Source organism: Draconibacterium mangrovi (assembly GCF_010586825.1).
Taxonomy (GTDB): Bacteria; Bacteroidota; Bacteroidia; order Bacteroidales; family Prolixibacteraceae; genus Draconibacterium; species Draconibacterium mangrovi.
Map to the genome: position 1 here is coordinate 81,704 of NZ_JAAAGB010000009.1, position 16,137 is coordinate 97,840.

A 16,137-nucleotide genomic window follows, 5' to 3' on the forward strand; every position below is an offset into this window, starting at 1 on the left:
CATCTTTTTTATACTATATCAATTCACGATAAAATGTGAGGCAAAAACAACTTTACGTTTAATTCAGTAATTGCTTCAGCATGCTTAATCAGATACTCAATTTCCCAATTCTTTAACTTTGACAAACTTGTACCAATTCCTCGTGCTTTAGATAGTTCCTGTTGAGTACAAGCTTTTGATAAGATATCTTCATAACCAATATTGCTTTCTAGTTGAGTTTTGATTTTATTCCAATTTCCGGCTTCTATATCTTCATTCGAAATTTCGTGAGCTTCAATTACGGGTATAGCAATGTTGCCATCTTTAAGCATGCGAACGAATTCGGGGATAGAGCTTTCAACGTCAAAACTTAACGACTGGTAGGCTACAATTGAATTATTATCCCTTCCTCGATAAAGGCTGTTCATCATTTGCAACTTTTTTATCCTTTCCATAAAAACGTCACTTGTATGAATAAGAAGAGATATTAAGTTTCTATAGTTCCTTTTAAATGGAAATCCTTGGCCGGCATCACTAACAATTACATTATTGCAATAACATGAACTATTCGATTGCGTTAGTTTATGTATCCCTTGATTATCATACACACCGCCATCGACAAGTCTCGGATTAATCTTTTGAGCATCCTCTGGGTTTGCAAAATACTTTGAAGGGATTCGTACTGGAGTAAATGCAAAAGGAACGCATGTTGAAGCCATTACTGCTTTTGCAACAGGAAACTCGTCGTTTTTCAGTTTTACAAAATTATTCTTCTCATGATCATTGTAAAAAGAGTCTGTCATTCTTGTCCTCTCGAAGGTAAACAACCGCGTTGTTTCCATATTAGTAGAATTCAACACTGTTTTCCATCTGTCAGTAAAATCTTTTAACTTCTTTCCCTTAAAAAATATCCTGTTATAGATCCGTTCAATGATTGAACTCAATGGAAGAATATAAAACTGAGCATATGCAAGTATCAAAATCATTAGGGCAACGATAGCAAGATTCAACCAGCCTGGAGTATTGAAGAACGGGAATACAGCATTAACAATAGGAACCAGAATTATGAAGATGCCTAATAGAAATCGAGGAGCTATAATTACTCTTCTTATTATTCCTTTTTTCACTCCTTTTAGGATTACCTCTTCAAATTTCTCACCATAAAGTGCATAGCAAGCCCCTGTAATAGAACCTCCAGAATTCGTCGAAATCACATCTATCTTCTCAAGTAGTTCTAACTTTTTTAATGCACGAAAAGTCCCAATGTGATATGTCGCAGCCCTGTAGCCACCACCGGAAAGGGCCAAGCCTAATTTTGAGTCATTGCTGTTACTTTCCATATTTTATAAATTTGCGGAATCTTTATTTATTGCTCTAATATCACTTAATCGGATTGCAATAAAAGAGACTTCATTTTACGTTGAACTTATCTCAGAATTTATTTCTTTACCTTTCCAAAAGTCTCCAACTCCATAAACTTCGATTTAAAAAGACCAGAGGGCATTTTCTTTTTGAGTAGATTGTGAAAGTTCTCATCATGTGTTGATAGGATGATTTGCTTTTCCTGATTTACCACAATACTTCTAAACAAGTCAATCGTTGAAAGGATATTAATACTATCCATTGATTGAATTGGGTCGTCAATGAATATGCAATTAATAGGACTTTCTTTATCGTCTTTTGCATTTAACGCTTTAGCTAAGAAAATACTAAGACTTAAAATGTTGAGCTGTGCTGTACTAAAATATAAATTAGGAATTATTGGAGCATCTTCACTGTCATTTCTATAAAGACAAACATTTAGTTTTGGTTTATTTTCTTTAAAATCACAAACAAACTTTATTGTTTTATAATCGGGATGAGGGTCAATCCTTTTATATAAATCATTGATTAAATCTTCATAAAAGAACGAACGAACTTGGTTGTCCAAATAAGAAGAAACTTTTCCCTTTTCTTGTTCTAATAATGGTTTAACCTTCTTTTCAAGAAATCTTTTTTCTTTTAGTAATTCCGCTTCTTCTTTTTTGGCTTCCTGATATTCTAAAAAAGGTTCAACGTCCTTTTTTAACTCTTTAAGTAAATTGAGATTGAGAATCTTTTGCTTTAAAGATTCAATTATTTTAAGCTCTTTATCCTTAATGTTTTCTAGTTGGTCTGTTAGCTTCTGCTTATCCTGTTCATTTACGACAAAACCGAATTGGGTTTCTAACTTCCGCTCAAATGAGATAATAATTTTCTGTAGTTCTTCAAGTTTGAGTTCTGCTTCTTTAAGTTCCTTTTGCACCAACTCTTCTGTCGTATCTTTTAGAGTCTCATCCAGCTCTTTTTGTTTGTTATAAATCTCCTTTTTAGTTGTGGAAATACTTTGTAATTCCTTTGAAATAGTAGCTATTTTCTCTGAAAGCTTTTCAGTGGTAGTTTCTTGATCCGGAAATTCAACATTGAAGAAACTAATTATCGCTTTGTAATTTTTATCTTTTTTAAGCTCTTCAATTGTTCTTCTTAACACATCTGCTTTTCTTGCTATATTTTCATCGTCTGATAACAATTGTTTTAAATCAGATTGTGTCTTATTTAAAGCATTATTGAGCTCTTTAATTTTAGTTTCAAAAGCTCTAAGGTTATCAACTGCATTCTTTCTGTACTCGTCAAAAGACAAACCGTTTAATAAGTTTTTCAGTTCATCGATTTCTCCTTGTAGAATTTTGCTATCCTCTTCTAAGGTTTTCAATAAGTTTTTACTTGTATCCATTTCTTCATGCATAGATGCAAGAGACTCTTTTTTATCTGAAATAATCTTTTGGATAGCCTTTCTTAATGAGTCAGTTTTGACTTTAGAAAGCTGACGTTGTTTGCTAACTTTTGTTTCGATTTCACTTCTGGATTTTAATAAATCAGATAGCTCTTTAGAAAGGAATTTATTATTCGAGATTTTTTCAGACAGCTCATAAAAAGAACCATATACCTGACTGCATAGAGGGCAAGTTGAGCTTTGGGACTTATCTGCAATTTCTGCCCCCTTAGCAATAAAAGCTTCGATATCCTTTGCCAATTCTTGTTGCTCTTTTATTTTTAGTTTGAGAAGCTTTAATTCATCATCTTTTTCTTTTATTGACTTTTGAAGTCTTTCAATGTCTTGTAACGCTTCTTTATAGTCAATAAAGTCTTCTTCGTAAGGTGAAGGATATTTATTAATACTTAAATCTTCTAAAGATCGTTCATAATTTGCAGTTTTGAGATCGACAAATTGTTTCTCCTTGAATTGTATTTCTATTTTCTTTTTAAGTTCATTTATATCCCGTACTACTTTTATATACTTCACATTATCTTTTGTAGTCTTGGACTGTAGGTTTTCTATTTTCTCCAAATGCTCACGTTGAGACTTTAACTGCGTTTGTGCTTGGTTTAATTCGGTTTTCGTCTTTGCTTCCTTTAACTGTAGAGCTTTTATTTTTCTGTCAGTTTCTATTTTCCTATCGTTTCCTATTAATATTTCTGATTCATTTTCTTTAATCTCAGTTGAAACTTTCTCATAGAAGGGGAACATTTTTATTAGTTCATTCAAATGTTCCTCTTTTCTGAAAAGCTCTTGCTGTTTTTCATTCAGATTTGCTCTTTCTGCATTCAGGTTTTCTTTTTGCCTAAACTTTTTAAGCTTAGCATTAAGCTCTTCATTTCTTTTATCAAGCTTTGTTCTTTGATCCCTTGAATCGTAGTAGATTTCAATACTTTTTATTGAATCTCCTCCTGCAAATACTTCATTTAAAAATTGAATAACGTTTTCCTTATCTACTTTCTCGGAGTTTAGGACATTGATTCTTTCTGTTAAAGTGTTTGCCAGACTTACGGATTCATCAATTGTATAAAATTCATCAATTGTTTTTAGCTTCTCTCCAGAGTCATTGAGTTCCTTAATTTTTTCATTTACCTTTTTCAATATCTCCTTGTCTCCTTCAAAATTAAGTTCCAATTGTTTGCTTCGTAGCTTTATCTTTAACTCTTTGATTTTACCTTCACATTGTAAAATAAGATTAACGACTTTTTTATAATATTCAGCTGTTTCTGTATCTCCAAAATAACTCATAAACTTCTCATATCGATCCTTGGGATCATCGACTTTAAGAAAAGCGTCTATCCATTCTTGAGACAGAATAACCGTCTGAAAATATTCATTTTTAATCTTACTCCTGTCAAAATGAAAATCAGTACTGTTACTTCTTCTATTTGAAGGAACTTTTCGAGTAATAGGATTTGAACGTTGTGTTGTGTACAAACGAACTTCAGAAGCAATGCTTTCATCTTCCACATATCTGTTTCTTAAAATCCATTGTCCGCGTTTGTTTTTATATAGTTTACGTTCGTTCGTAGCTATATCTTTTGGTTGAGGACTCTTCAAAAAACGGTCAATACTGTTTGTTATACCGTACTCCACTGCATCATAAAACGAAGTTTTCCCAAAACCGTTGGGAGCATAAATTGAAACGAAATCTGCTGTATCTTTTTCTTTAGCATCTTCTATTTCAAAGTCAAACGTGCCATCTTCAACACTTTGATATGCTCTAAATGCCTGTATTTCTACTTTCTTAAATTTCATTTTTCAGTGACTTTTCAATTTCTTTAAGTACCAAACCCATATATTCAGATTGCTCCATTTTTTTTGAGGGAGCCTGAATCTTATTTAGAGCATCATAAATGATTGAATTTTTTTCAATTCCCTTTATATCATCCTTAACCTCTTCGATAATATTATCAAATGCTATATGCTTTTTGAATAGCTCTTTTTGTCTGTCATTATTTAATTCATCTTGGTAATTATCAATAACAATTTTTCGGCTAGAAACCGTATCGTGCTCGATTTTGTGTTTTAAATCTTTATTGACTGACTCAGGGGTAATAAAAAATAGATAAAGATTCCAAATTTCAAATTCTGAATGTAACTTGGATTGGAAATATACACCAACCTTGTTCCTAATATTTTCCCAGTTTTTTTCTACCTCTTCTTCATGATCACTCAAAATAAAGAAGCTATAGATATCTCCACCAAATTTTTCCTGAAGTATTTCAAATTTTGAATTAGGGAAAGATTTCTGTAAAATATCAACAATATCACTGTTCATGATCAATAAGGATTTTATATTCGTTTTTCAATTTTTCTAATAAAACATCATCTTCAAGAATATCTGAATACTCTGCGTGTTTACTGACTATGGCTTTCTTTTTAAAATATTCGATGTGAATAAATGTATAATCCTCTAAAGGAAAATTTATACCATCATCAATTTGTAGTAAGTTTCTCTTAAGCTCTCTTTTTCTAGTTTTAATTGCACTGGCTATATGAGGTATGTTTTTCTCTAATATGTATGTTTCTCCATCATCAGGCGGTGTTGAGATTCCAACAACTACTAATCCATCTTTTCTAAGACCTTTAAAATCTGAATATACCAAATTGGTTAATTCATCAGACCAATCTCCTTGATAATCGGTGTAAACTAATCTTATATCATTGAAAATATCATCTAAATCACTTTCTGGAATTTCTTTATTCTTTAAAATGTTAAGAATAGTGAGAAATTCTAGCCAGATTATCCATATATGTTTTGAATGAAGAACCTCATCTTTCTGTTTGAATAGTAGCAATCGAGATTTAAAAAGGTTCTTAATGCACAAGGGAGTAATTGAGCTTTTAACAACAAGCTCTGTCTTGTCTCTAAGAAAGTTTTTGACAAAGAGTATGTCTTCCTCATAAAAACCAGCTCTTAAATTAAAAGCCTCATCTTTTAAGAAAGAGAAAGATTTTAAATGATATGGGAGAATAGGTGCGAGTAAATCAGGATGCTTTTCAATTATTTCATCAAATGCCGAAAGCAATGTAAATCTAATTTTCCCCAGTTGTTCACTAGCACTAGCCATTCTGTTTTGAATACCAGAAATGAACAACTGACCATTAATGATTTTCAATATACAGCCACCAGAATCTCCTCTTACTTCCTCAATAATTGGATTTCCAGGTATTCCTGCTTCGAATTGCAAATTTTCCCTCGGGTCAAATATTTGTATGTGATCATTTCTTCTAAACCACTCACTATTTTTATCAGGATTCTCGTTTCTTCTTATTTCTGGATAACCTAGTAAGTGAAAATCGTTTTTAACGTCAGTTAGTCTGTCAAAACGATATATCTTATCAAATCCTTCGATATAGTCAACTTTAATCAATGCAACATCTATATCACTATTATCATGTATGAAGTAATTTACTCCCAGAGTAGTACTTTCAATTGTTATTTTTTTAGAAACCCAACCATTGCCATTGAATTCAAAGTAAATAACATCATCAATCTGCCCCCCATTCTTATCGATATTATGCTTAGCGGTAAGAATATAAAGATATTCATTAGTCATTGGTTGTAAAATACACCCAGATCCGCCATTAACTATTGCACAATGTTTTCTTGCAGCATCTATGTTCATGATTAAATAGTCGTTTTCAATTGAGAGGTTTCATAGATTCTGAAGTCAGGAAAATCGCTTTTGTCTTGTAATGAGAAAATCGCTTTGGCGAGATCTGGATAGTTAAAATATATTTCACAATCATTTTTTTGATTTATCAGTCTGGCTAAAAACTGTTTATTTGGATGAGAATGTTTAGCTCCATTGGTTGAAATAACATATTTATTTGAGTCTATTAGCCTGAGTAATTCATTATTATTATTTGCTTTACTGCCATGATGAGCAACTTTTACAAATTCACATTTTAGAGGATCGTGTTCTGAACAACCCAATGCTTTCATACTGGAAACAACAACATTTGGAAACGAATCTGCTAAGAAGAGATAGTTTTTACCATCGAATGAGAGAATAAAGCTTATAGAACTTCCATTGTGTTTAGAGGTGTCTTCTTCAAAAGTATCATCCTGAATGTGTTGGGCTAAAGTTTTTTTGTAATCATCTTTGTGTCCAGACGTATCCAATGAATCTGGTTCTTCTTTAGTCCATTTTCCAAGTAAATCTTTTAGTCTGTCCTCATCTGGAGATAAAATTTTAAAATCTAAGCCATAAATTGATATTTCATCTCCTGTTTTAATAATCTTCTCGTCCCAAATGCCAGGTTGACTTTTTAGAAAATCCTCGAATTTAACTCCCTGAGCAATACTTGTGTCAGTACTTGAACTCCTGTTCAGTTCAATCGAATTATCGTATTCAATATCGCAATCGGTTTCAAACAGTTTTTTTATAGTGCGTCCAGAATTGAACCATACTTTTCGGACCAGATCAAGAGCATCCTTGTCGGTTTCAATCCACTTTAAAATTCCACCAATATGATCATCATCAACATGAGTAAGAATTAATAAATCAATACGTTCACCATTCTCTTTTATAAGTTTGAGTTCTTGAAACAGGTCGTTGTATTTAATTCTTCCTCTGCTCTTTTGAGAATAGGTATTACCATGACCTCCATCAATTAAAACATTTCTATTAATTGTTTCATCTTTAATAGTGATAAGAATAGCATCACCGTTAAAGGCTTGTAGGAATTTTATTTTCATAAATAAATCTGTTAAATCTAGTTTTATTAACCTCTACTGTAAGTTCACCAAAGACAAGTACAATTGTATTCATCCTATTCTTCAATATAAATTGCTTTTAAGGCTTATATTGAATCCTACAACTATGTTGAAATATATTGATTGTTAAAATACTTGCATATTGGGTTACTAATCACCCATAAAGTTAAAATAGAAATTAATATGATTGTAATTGCATATTGAAAAATCTGATTTTTTTTATTAAAAGCAGTAACGGGATTAAAAGATACACTGGTTATTCCTTTCTATTTTAATTGCTATCTCTTGCAAAAGAAACCTGCTATAGGCTAGTAATCATTAAATCTATGTCTTAAAATAAACGGGGGATTATATAATTATTAACACCTAAGGTATACATTGTATGAGTATAGGAAAAGTGATTCCAAGAGTTAAGTTCATCTGTCCATAATGACATCAGGGCATTATGAAAATTCCCAAAAGGTTTTTACTACTTTTGTCCACTCAGTCTTGTGAAAAAGAAGCGGGGATTCTATAGCAGATAGCAGTAGGGTCTCTCAGTTACGGACACAATACCAAAACTCTTTGGGGAAAAACTAAAGCTATAATTTGAGCTTAATTTTCTGTGTTTCAGCACTCATAAATGTCAACACCGCCTCATAATCTTTGAAGAAAAAATTCGATACTGCCCCAGGTGGGCCCACTTGTCTTCAAAAGGGTATGATTTGTCTTCATTACCCTTTTGTTTTTTTAACGACTTTTTCATATACATTTTCAACTTTCACCTAATCTCCAATAATTTATCGGATATATTCATGTTTTATCAAATATTTTATGGGTGATCCGTCTTCTCCGAGGTATTCAAAATTGAATTTTGACAATTATGCCGCGATTCTTTTTGAGTCCATATTGAATCATTTATGAGCCAGTTGAGTCAATTATGAGCCAATTGAGCCAATTATGAGCCAATCAATTTATAAGACGTTCCTGCTCCAACTTCTCCTGACCTTTCTAATAGCTTGAATTTTTCAATTAATTCTGTCAAGTCCCGTGTTGCAGTTGCTTTTGATACTTTGCAAATCTCCTGGTAAATTTTATTTGTTATGCTTTTATTTTCTTTTAGATATTCTACAGCCTTTATTTGCCTTGTACTTAATCCTATTTCAATTAAACTTTTTTCGTTAAACTGATTCTTTAAAATTGTTACACTAATTCCACCTGAAGCATACTCAATTATTGGCTCAGGGAGTCCTGCCTTCTTACATTCGTTTATGATTTTTATTGTTCCACGTCCCCATGCTTCAATTAGTCCGCCTTTAAAAAATGTACTTGCAAGAATTGGATTATGAGGACGAGATGAATGTTTCTTTTTCAAATCCTCAAAGGTCAAATCCTCGGGCAATGAGCCTTCATTCCAAACAATGAGTTTATCGTCGTAAACACTTATTTGAATTGGTGCACCCATGTAGTCCCGATGTACGATTGCATTCAAAATAACCTCACGAATCGCTTCATAAGGATATTCCCAACTTTCTACGCGCTGTAACCCTTTGTAAGAAATTGGAGAAACAAAAAACTTTCGATCAAGAACTTCCAGAACTTTATCAGCCAGTTGAAAAGCATTTCCTTCAATTATTTCCTGAAAACGTAGGTCATCATCGGTTTGCCCAAACCTGCCAATTTTTACAAAAGCGTTAATGAAAAATCTACATGGATTTTTACCAAACAAAAGTATTGCAGAGCGTTTTAACTTATCATCTTCCAGCAGTAAAAGGTTGTCAAGTATTTGCTCAAGATTTTCTTCCTCAGCAATAAAAGGCAATCTTTTACTTGTAGTAGCTCCTTTTTTAAAGGCATGAATTGCTGAAAGGTCAATATCCTCAAAGTTAGCACGTGGCTCAACAACATCATCCCACGTTTTACCTGCTTTCTTAAGCAGAAAATTATTTAGAGCATTTCCTTTAAGTTCTTGTTTAGTGCTTCCGCTTCTGTAATGATATTTTCCTTGGTATGAGATGAGTACATCGTATGGTTTTACATCAATCTCAATATAATCTTTTCCGTCTTCCTCTTTTAAATCGACGTCGCATATTATTCCAAGTTGTGTTTGAATTTTGTTGGGAATATCTTCCATTAATCGTTTTGCCTTTGCAACCCCGACAATTTCTCCATTGTCATTTTTACCAATGAATATCTTTCCTCCTTTGGCATTGGCAAAACCGCAAATCCATTTAAGATATTCATCCCTCCAACCTTCTTTCCATTCTATATTTTGACTTTCTGGCATCTATTTTAGTAGTTTGTTATAATATCGTTTCCGTTGTTTGAACATTTTCTCAAAGTAATCAATTTTTGAATCCCTGTAATCAAAAATTACCGGTGGATTTTTTGAACGTTGAATCCGTCCAATGTATTGAATTAATTTTCCTTCGAAAGCAAATGGATAAACAATAAATAAGCACTCCAGGTTACTAATATCGATACCTTCTCCAAAGTATTGACCTGTAGAAACTACAATTTTGAAATGTCCCTGTTTTATTTGTTCAATTTTACTCTTTCTGGCACTTTCCGAATCATCTCCATGTATCGTTATTGTTTCATATTTATCTTTCAAGTATAGATTTAAAATATTGACATGTGATTTTCGCTCTGACAATATCAGAATTGTTTTAAATCTGTTGGCATTATTTTCAATGTCATGAAGAATCAGCGAATTTCTTTGGGTGTCATGAACCAAGATCCTCGAAATAGTTTCGTATTTGTCAATTTTGTAATCGAATGGTGCGAAAAGCTCTGTTTCCTTGATGTTGATTTCAGTTTGAATATTCCTTTCCGCTAAAAACTGCTGTTGGTTAACTTGATGAAGAATATTTCCGATATAAACGAAAATTAGTTTCTGGTCGTTGTTTTTTCTTTTGGGTGTTGCAGTTAAACCATACAAATAGAATGCATTAAAATTGACAATTGCTTCACGAAATGATTTTGCAGGAATATGATGGCATTCATCAATGATTATTGTTCCAAAAGCATTTGAAATTTCGCTATAGTCATCTAATCTCGATAAAGATTGAATCATAGCAATCGTAATCTGTTTGCCAATCTTTTTCTTTTGATTTCCAAATTGTCCTATTTCTTTCTTCGGAATTTTTAGGAAATCCTGAATACGTTCAAGCCATTGGTCAAACAACTGTTTCCTATGAACGATGATTAGAGCAGGTTGTCGTTTTTCCGCAATTATTTCGAGTCCGATTACTGTTTTACCTGAACCGGGTGGTGAGACAATTACTCCAAAATCTTTTTCACGTATTTTTTCTAGTGCAATCTCTTGATGGTCCTGTAACATAATCTCCGATTCAAAATCAATGGGATCTTTTTTTTCACGGTTATCAATTATTTTGAAAGGAATCTTTTCTTTGGCGCAGAACTGAACCAATGATGCTGAAAAACCTCGTGGAATCATTACTTCATTCTCTGATTCCTCAATTAACTTAAAGAACTTTTCGGTATTAAAAACACTCTTCCCAAGATTCTTCTTGGCTAAATAATCAGAGTTGTAAAAATTTAATTGTTCTCTCAGAAAAACGATTAGTTTTTGACTTAACTGAGCCCTTTTAAGGTAAATCTGATTACTTATAACGATTCCCAGTTCATACGGTTTGTCAGACTCTGGGGAGGATATAAAAACATCATTAGGTCGAGAATCAAATAATTTTTCGTAAAGAGTTTTTAGTTCCGAAATAGAAACCTTTTTAATTGATTCTAAAAATTCCCATTGATTCTCAATTGGTTTAAAATCTTTAGGGTTTATGAAACAAGAATTCCCATTTGCCAATGAATTCCCTTGGAAAGGAAGTGCAATTAGGTTTCCCATTCCTTTGCCCGAATGATAATCCTGATTCGGAAATAACCTGTCGAAACTTGGTTCTTTTTCAAAATGCGAAATAATATTTGCGTGTCGCAGCAACTCAAACATGATTTTTCGGCTTTGTTCTGCCGGAAAAGCATATTCGAAGAATACCCACAAGTGACCTCCATATCCGGAACGTGAACGTTCTATATAAGATGGAATTTTAAAGATTGAGCAAGTATCGTATAGTTTTAAAATTGTTTCTTTCCAATTTTGTTTATCAAAATCAACTACAATAAAAAACGAAGTATTGTCTTCGAGTAAGGGGTAAATACCACAGGTTTCCTTCCCTGAAAAGTGCGATTCTATTGCAGAATTATCGAATGGTAAATACTCTTTGTTTTTGTAATTTTTAAAAGTTCCTCCCTGAGCTTTGTGTCGATTATAATCCGTCCAATCAACTTTATATGCTGGTATATAACCACTCCGTCCATCCTTTTCCCAACGAACTGCATATATGTCTGTCCTTCCTCGGAATAGTGATTTGTATAGGTCTATATTATTTTCTGCAACCATATTACAAATATAAATATTCCCACAGCAATTATATTCGTCTCTAATTCTGACTATCAGTAAGTAGAACTGGCGTGAATTATTGTGTATTAACAGTCAGAAGAATTAACCTAGTATTTAAATCACTTATAACCTGAGTTTCCTTTTCTGATTTTCAACACTCATAAACTTCAATACTGCCTCATAATCTTCAGCTAAATTGTTCGATACTGCCCCAGGTGGGCCCACTATTTAGAATAGTAAAATTCATAAAAATGCCTGTTATCAATGGATAGCGGGCATTTTTCGTTTTCACACAAAGGTAAAATTCACAATTATTCCCTATCTCCAGGTGGGAAATTCGGGAGTATTTTTCAAAATACGATCCTATTTAGTGGATAATTAATGAATTAAAAATGTGATTCAGCCCCATGTAGGATCATCCAATTACCATATCCAATTTTTACTTATAGTACTTGCTTTCTAAAAGGCTTATATGTGAATCTTTCATTTTGCCAGATTCCTTAAACCTGAGAAACTATTAAGAACTAAAACACAGGCTGTCTCAGTTTAAGTTATTGGACAGCCTCTTCAGAAACTAAAACTACCTATTAACCTAAAACTTTCGGTATTCAAAATCAAGTAAACTATTAGCTTCCTGTTCCACAAACCTCGCCGAAGCAATATCCCAGTGTAATAATTTCTTCGGGAAACGATTTGCAATTACACCCAATAGAATTGACTCTGTAAGGCGTGCTGCATATGTAAACGAAGCACTGCACTCATCTTTACCCAAACATGTGTCGACAAACTGATGGTAGTGGTCGGCTTTATCTATTTCAAGAAAACTAATGGATTCATACTTTCCGTCTACAATTAATTTTGGATAATCCCAGTGTGGAAGAAGGAGGTTTCCTTTATCACCAATAAACATAGCTCCCTGATCAGGAAGTTTCTCATTATCCGGCAATTTCAAATCGGCATGTTCCATGGGAGCTCCCGGACCATCGGACCAAATCCATTTAAATTTATCAGTTGTATATTGTGTTCCCTGGAATTCGTAAGTCACCACATTGCGTTCAGGATGACCGAAGCCAGTAGGGTTTCGACATTCCGTCATAATGGTTTTTGGCACATCCAAATTAAGTGCAGTATAAGGCGTATCAAAAATATGCACTCCCATATCACCTAAAGTTCCGCAACCGTAGTCCAACAACTTTCGCCAGTTTCCAGGATGATAAAACCCTTCTTTATAGGGGCGTTCTGGCGAAGTCCCCAACCACAGGTTCCAATTCAATGTTTCAGGAACAGGATCACTTCCTACAGGAGCTTTTCCATCGTATCCCCAATTTTTTGGAGACCATGCACGAACCGTATTTACTTTGCCGATAATTCCTTGCTGAATTAAGGCCACAGCTTTTCGGTACATATCGCTTGAGTGACACTGAATACCCATTTGGGTAATAAGGTTATTCTCTTCGGCATATTTACGCATCGCTCGTGCTTCAGACACATGATGAGTGAGCGGTTTCTGGCAATATACCGGTTTACCCATTTGCATGGCCAACATAGATGCCGGTGCATGGGTATGGTCGGGAGTTGACACTATTACGGCATCAATATCTTTCCCAATATTATCAAAAAGTACCCGGTAATCAATAAAAATTTTTGCCTTGGGGTATAACTTATTAGCTTCTGCCAGACAAATGGAATCGACATCGCAAAGTGCGGTAACCTCAACCATCGGGTGCGAAGCTATTGATCTCAAATCGGAAAGCCCCATTCCTCCAACTCCTATATGTGCAGTTCGCAATTTCCCATTTTTTGTTAATGCCCATACTGATGATGGGAGCATAGTTATGGAAGCAAATGCTACTGAATTTTTCAGAAAATCTCTTCTTTTCATTTAATATATTTTATCATTGAGCATTGACAAAGAAATAAAGGATTGTTCTCCTTTACCCGAATCTGTAATATTATAGTTTTCGAATCTTCAAATTTCTAAATTGTGTAAGGCCACCATGATCCTGTAACCCGATATGCCCTTTCTTAGCGATACCGTAGTACGGTGCATCTTTCCATTTACATTTGTTTTTACGTTCTTTCCATTCTTCGGTCCAAAGTTCATATTCTACCACCCTTTTTCCGTTCAAATAGTGTTCTACTTTGGATCCGTTAACGATAATGCGTGTTGCATTCCACTCGTCAATTGGCTTTATTGCTGCACCAATTGGTTTTTGCATAGCATAATTCGATCCACTATATTGACTGTCGCTAAGTTTTGTTGGCCAGCCGTTGTCATCTAATAACTGATATTCAGGTCCTGATTCATAAATTTTATCAGCAACACCCTCCTGCACACGGTAAAAAACACCGCTATTGCTTTGCGGTGCGATTTTCCATTCAAGATATAACTCAAAGTCTCTATACTTCTTTTTAGTAATAATGTCTCCTCCATGATCGCTACCAACACCAGAGTTATAAAGAATGCCATCAATTACTTTCCATCCTTTTACTTCTCCACCCTGGAAAATTTTCCAACCATCAAGATCATGTCCGTTAAAAAGTAATTCCCAACCAGCCTTTTTTTCGGCTTCAGTTAAAGTATTTAGTTCTTGTGCATTTCCTAAAAATGCAGTTACCAATATGGCTGCAACAAATAAAATTGACTGTTTCATATTATCAAGATTGATAATTCATAAATTATTTAAATTAAACATACTCCTATTTAATGGGACTCTTTTCATTCTTTATTTGCATTTAAGTTTTATCAGGCATCGATCTTTATGTATCGTTACAAATAATCCGACAACCTGTTTATTTATTTAGCTATATCTTTTATATAAATTTTTAGCTAAACAAGAGACTTAAATATCAACATTATTCATCAAACTTTTGGCAATTGCCAGTTTTTATTGTAATTGAGTTTAATAAGATCGTTTGCAGCGGCCTCGTTAAACAACATCGTATCATTATTCCAGTGAATACGTTGCCCAACACGATAAGCCATATTTCCCATCTCGGAAACGATAGCCGTTTTTGCGCCAACTTCAACCGAAGCATTTAAGGTGCCGCCTTTTCGAATACATGACAACAGGTTTTGAACATGCTCATCCAAACCATCGCCATAATTCTTCTGGGCCTTAGCTTCAAAAAATGGTCCTTTCAATTCGTTACTGCGGTCGGGTAAAATTTCGTAGCCACTTCGTGTAACAACCAAAGTTCCTTTTTGCCCAACAAAAGCAATACCGTGTGCTTTTTGGTACGGCCCTATTCCCGGATTCAAGCCACACTCCCAAATCATGGTATGTTTTGGGTATTGATAAATGGCCTGCTGAATATCAGGCGTTTCAATGGCTCCCGGTTTGTGATAAAAAATACCGCCACCCGGAGAAATTGATTCGGGCATACCGGCATCCATGGCATACAAGGCGAAATCGAGCAGGTGAACGCCCCAATCAGTCATTGCGCCGCCGGCATAATCCCACCACCAGCGAAAGTTGTAATGAAAACGATTCATATTAAACGGACGTTCTGGTGCGGGGCCCAACCACATGTCGTAATCGACATAATCCGGTGCTGCAGAATCTTCCATTACCGGATACGCCGTATCGTAACCTTTGTATATCCAGGCTTTTACCAGGTGAACCTCACCCAGCATTCCTGACTTTACAATCTCAGACGCTTCAAACCAATGTCTCGAGCTGCGTTGCCACATGCCTACCTGGCAATAAAGTTCAGGGTGTTTTGCCTGGGCAGCCACCATGGCATTACACTCTTCAATGCTGTGCCCCATCGGTTTTTCCACATACACGTGTTTTCCCGCGTCCAGTGCCATCATCATCATTATGGCATGCCAATGATCGGGTGTACCTATAATTACCGCGTGCACATCTTTGTTGTCCAGTACATCTCTGAAATCGGCGTAAGTAAGTGGCCGTTTACCCGTCATCTTTTCAACTTCGGCAGCTTTCTCCTCCAATACTCTACTGTCAACATCGCAAAGAGCCACACAAGCTACATTGTTCTCTTTTCGTAAAAAGCTTTTCAGGTTGTTAAAACCCATCGAACGGCAACCGATAAGTGCCACATTTACCTGCTCTGCCGGCGAAGCACAAGCATTTAAAATACCTGGCGCAACTCCAATAGCGGCAGCAGCAATTGCCGACTGTTTAATAAACTCTCTTCTATCTGTCATTTTATTACTTTATTCGGTAA

The 16,137-nt window shown here is 34.5% G+C and carries 10 protein-coding genes; all 10 read right to left on the reverse strand.

What is annotated here, in order from left to right:
• Positions 1 to 23 precede the first annotated feature (23 nt).
• The 10 genes from G4420_RS19015 to G4420_RS19060 all read right to left on the reverse strand — a co-directional run bounded on the left by G4420_RS19015 (position 24) and on the right by G4420_RS19060 (position 16,117).
• Entirely contained in the window at positions 24 to 1,319 is a 1,296-nt protein-coding gene (locus G4420_RS19015; protein WP_163325533.1) for a patatin-like phospholipase family protein, read from the reverse strand.
• Positions 1,320 to 1,417: 98 nt separating this feature from the next.
• Positions 1,418 to 4,573 carry an AAA family ATPase gene (locus tag G4420_RS19020; protein WP_163325534.1) on the reverse strand — a complete coding sequence of 1,052 codons (3,156 nt, stop codon included), beginning with the start codon at positions 4,571 to 4,573 and terminating at the stop codon, positions 1,418 to 1,420.
• On the reverse strand, positions 4,563 to 5,096 hold the full coding sequence (locus tag G4420_RS19025) for an ABC-three component system middle component 1 (RefSeq protein WP_163325535.1): 534 nt from the start codon (positions 5,094 to 5,096) through the stop codon (positions 4,563 to 4,565). The genes G4420_RS19020 and G4420_RS19025 overlap by 11 nt, the downstream gene beginning before the upstream one ends.
• On the reverse strand, positions 5,086 to 6,447 hold the full coding sequence (locus G4420_RS19030; protein WP_163325536.1) for an ABC-three component system protein: 1,362 nt from the start codon (positions 6,445 to 6,447) through the stop codon (positions 5,086 to 5,088). Before G4420_RS19030 ends, G4420_RS19025 begins: the two co-directional genes overlap by 11 nt.
• 2 nt (positions 6,448 to 6,449) lie before the next feature.
• Positions 6,450 to 7,523: a ComEC/Rec2 family competence protein gene (locus tag G4420_RS19035; protein WP_163325537.1), complete on the reverse strand. Its 1,074-nt coding sequence runs from the start codon at positions 7,521 to 7,523 to the stop codon at positions 6,450 to 6,452.
• Positions 7,524 to 8,478: 955 nt separating this feature from the next.
• Positions 8,479 to 9,807 (reverse strand): ATP-binding protein, encoded by a 1,329-nt coding sequence (locus G4420_RS19040; RefSeq protein WP_163325538.1) that lies wholly within the window; start codon positions 9,805 to 9,807, stop codon positions 8,479 to 8,481.
• The gene (locus tag G4420_RS19045; protein ID WP_163325539.1) at positions 9,808 to 11,943 is read right to left on the reverse strand and encodes a DEAD/DEAH box helicase; all 2,136 of its coding nucleotides are present in this window, start codon (positions 11,941 to 11,943) and stop codon (positions 9,808 to 9,810) included. It lies immediately after the preceding gene.
• Between the two features lie 592 nt (positions 11,944 to 12,535).
• Positions 12,536 to 13,825, reverse strand: a complete 1,290-nt coding sequence (locus tag G4420_RS19050) for a Gfo/Idh/MocA family protein (protein WP_163325540.1) — start codon at positions 13,823 to 13,825, stop codon at positions 12,536 to 12,538.
• A 70-nt stretch (positions 13,826 to 13,895) separates the two neighbouring features.
• Positions 13,896 to 14,597 (reverse strand): 3-keto-disaccharide hydrolase, encoded by a 702-nt coding sequence (locus G4420_RS19055; protein WP_204273749.1) that lies wholly within the window; start codon positions 14,595 to 14,597, stop codon positions 13,896 to 13,898.
• A gap of 209 nt (positions 14,598 to 14,806) precedes the next feature.
• Positions 14,807 to 16,117 carry a Gfo/Idh/MocA family protein gene (locus G4420_RS19060; RefSeq protein ID WP_163325541.1) on the reverse strand — a complete coding sequence of 437 codons (1,311 nt, stop codon included), beginning with the start codon at positions 16,115 to 16,117 and terminating at the stop codon, positions 14,807 to 14,809.
• Positions 16,118 to 16,137: the final 20 nt, after the last annotated feature.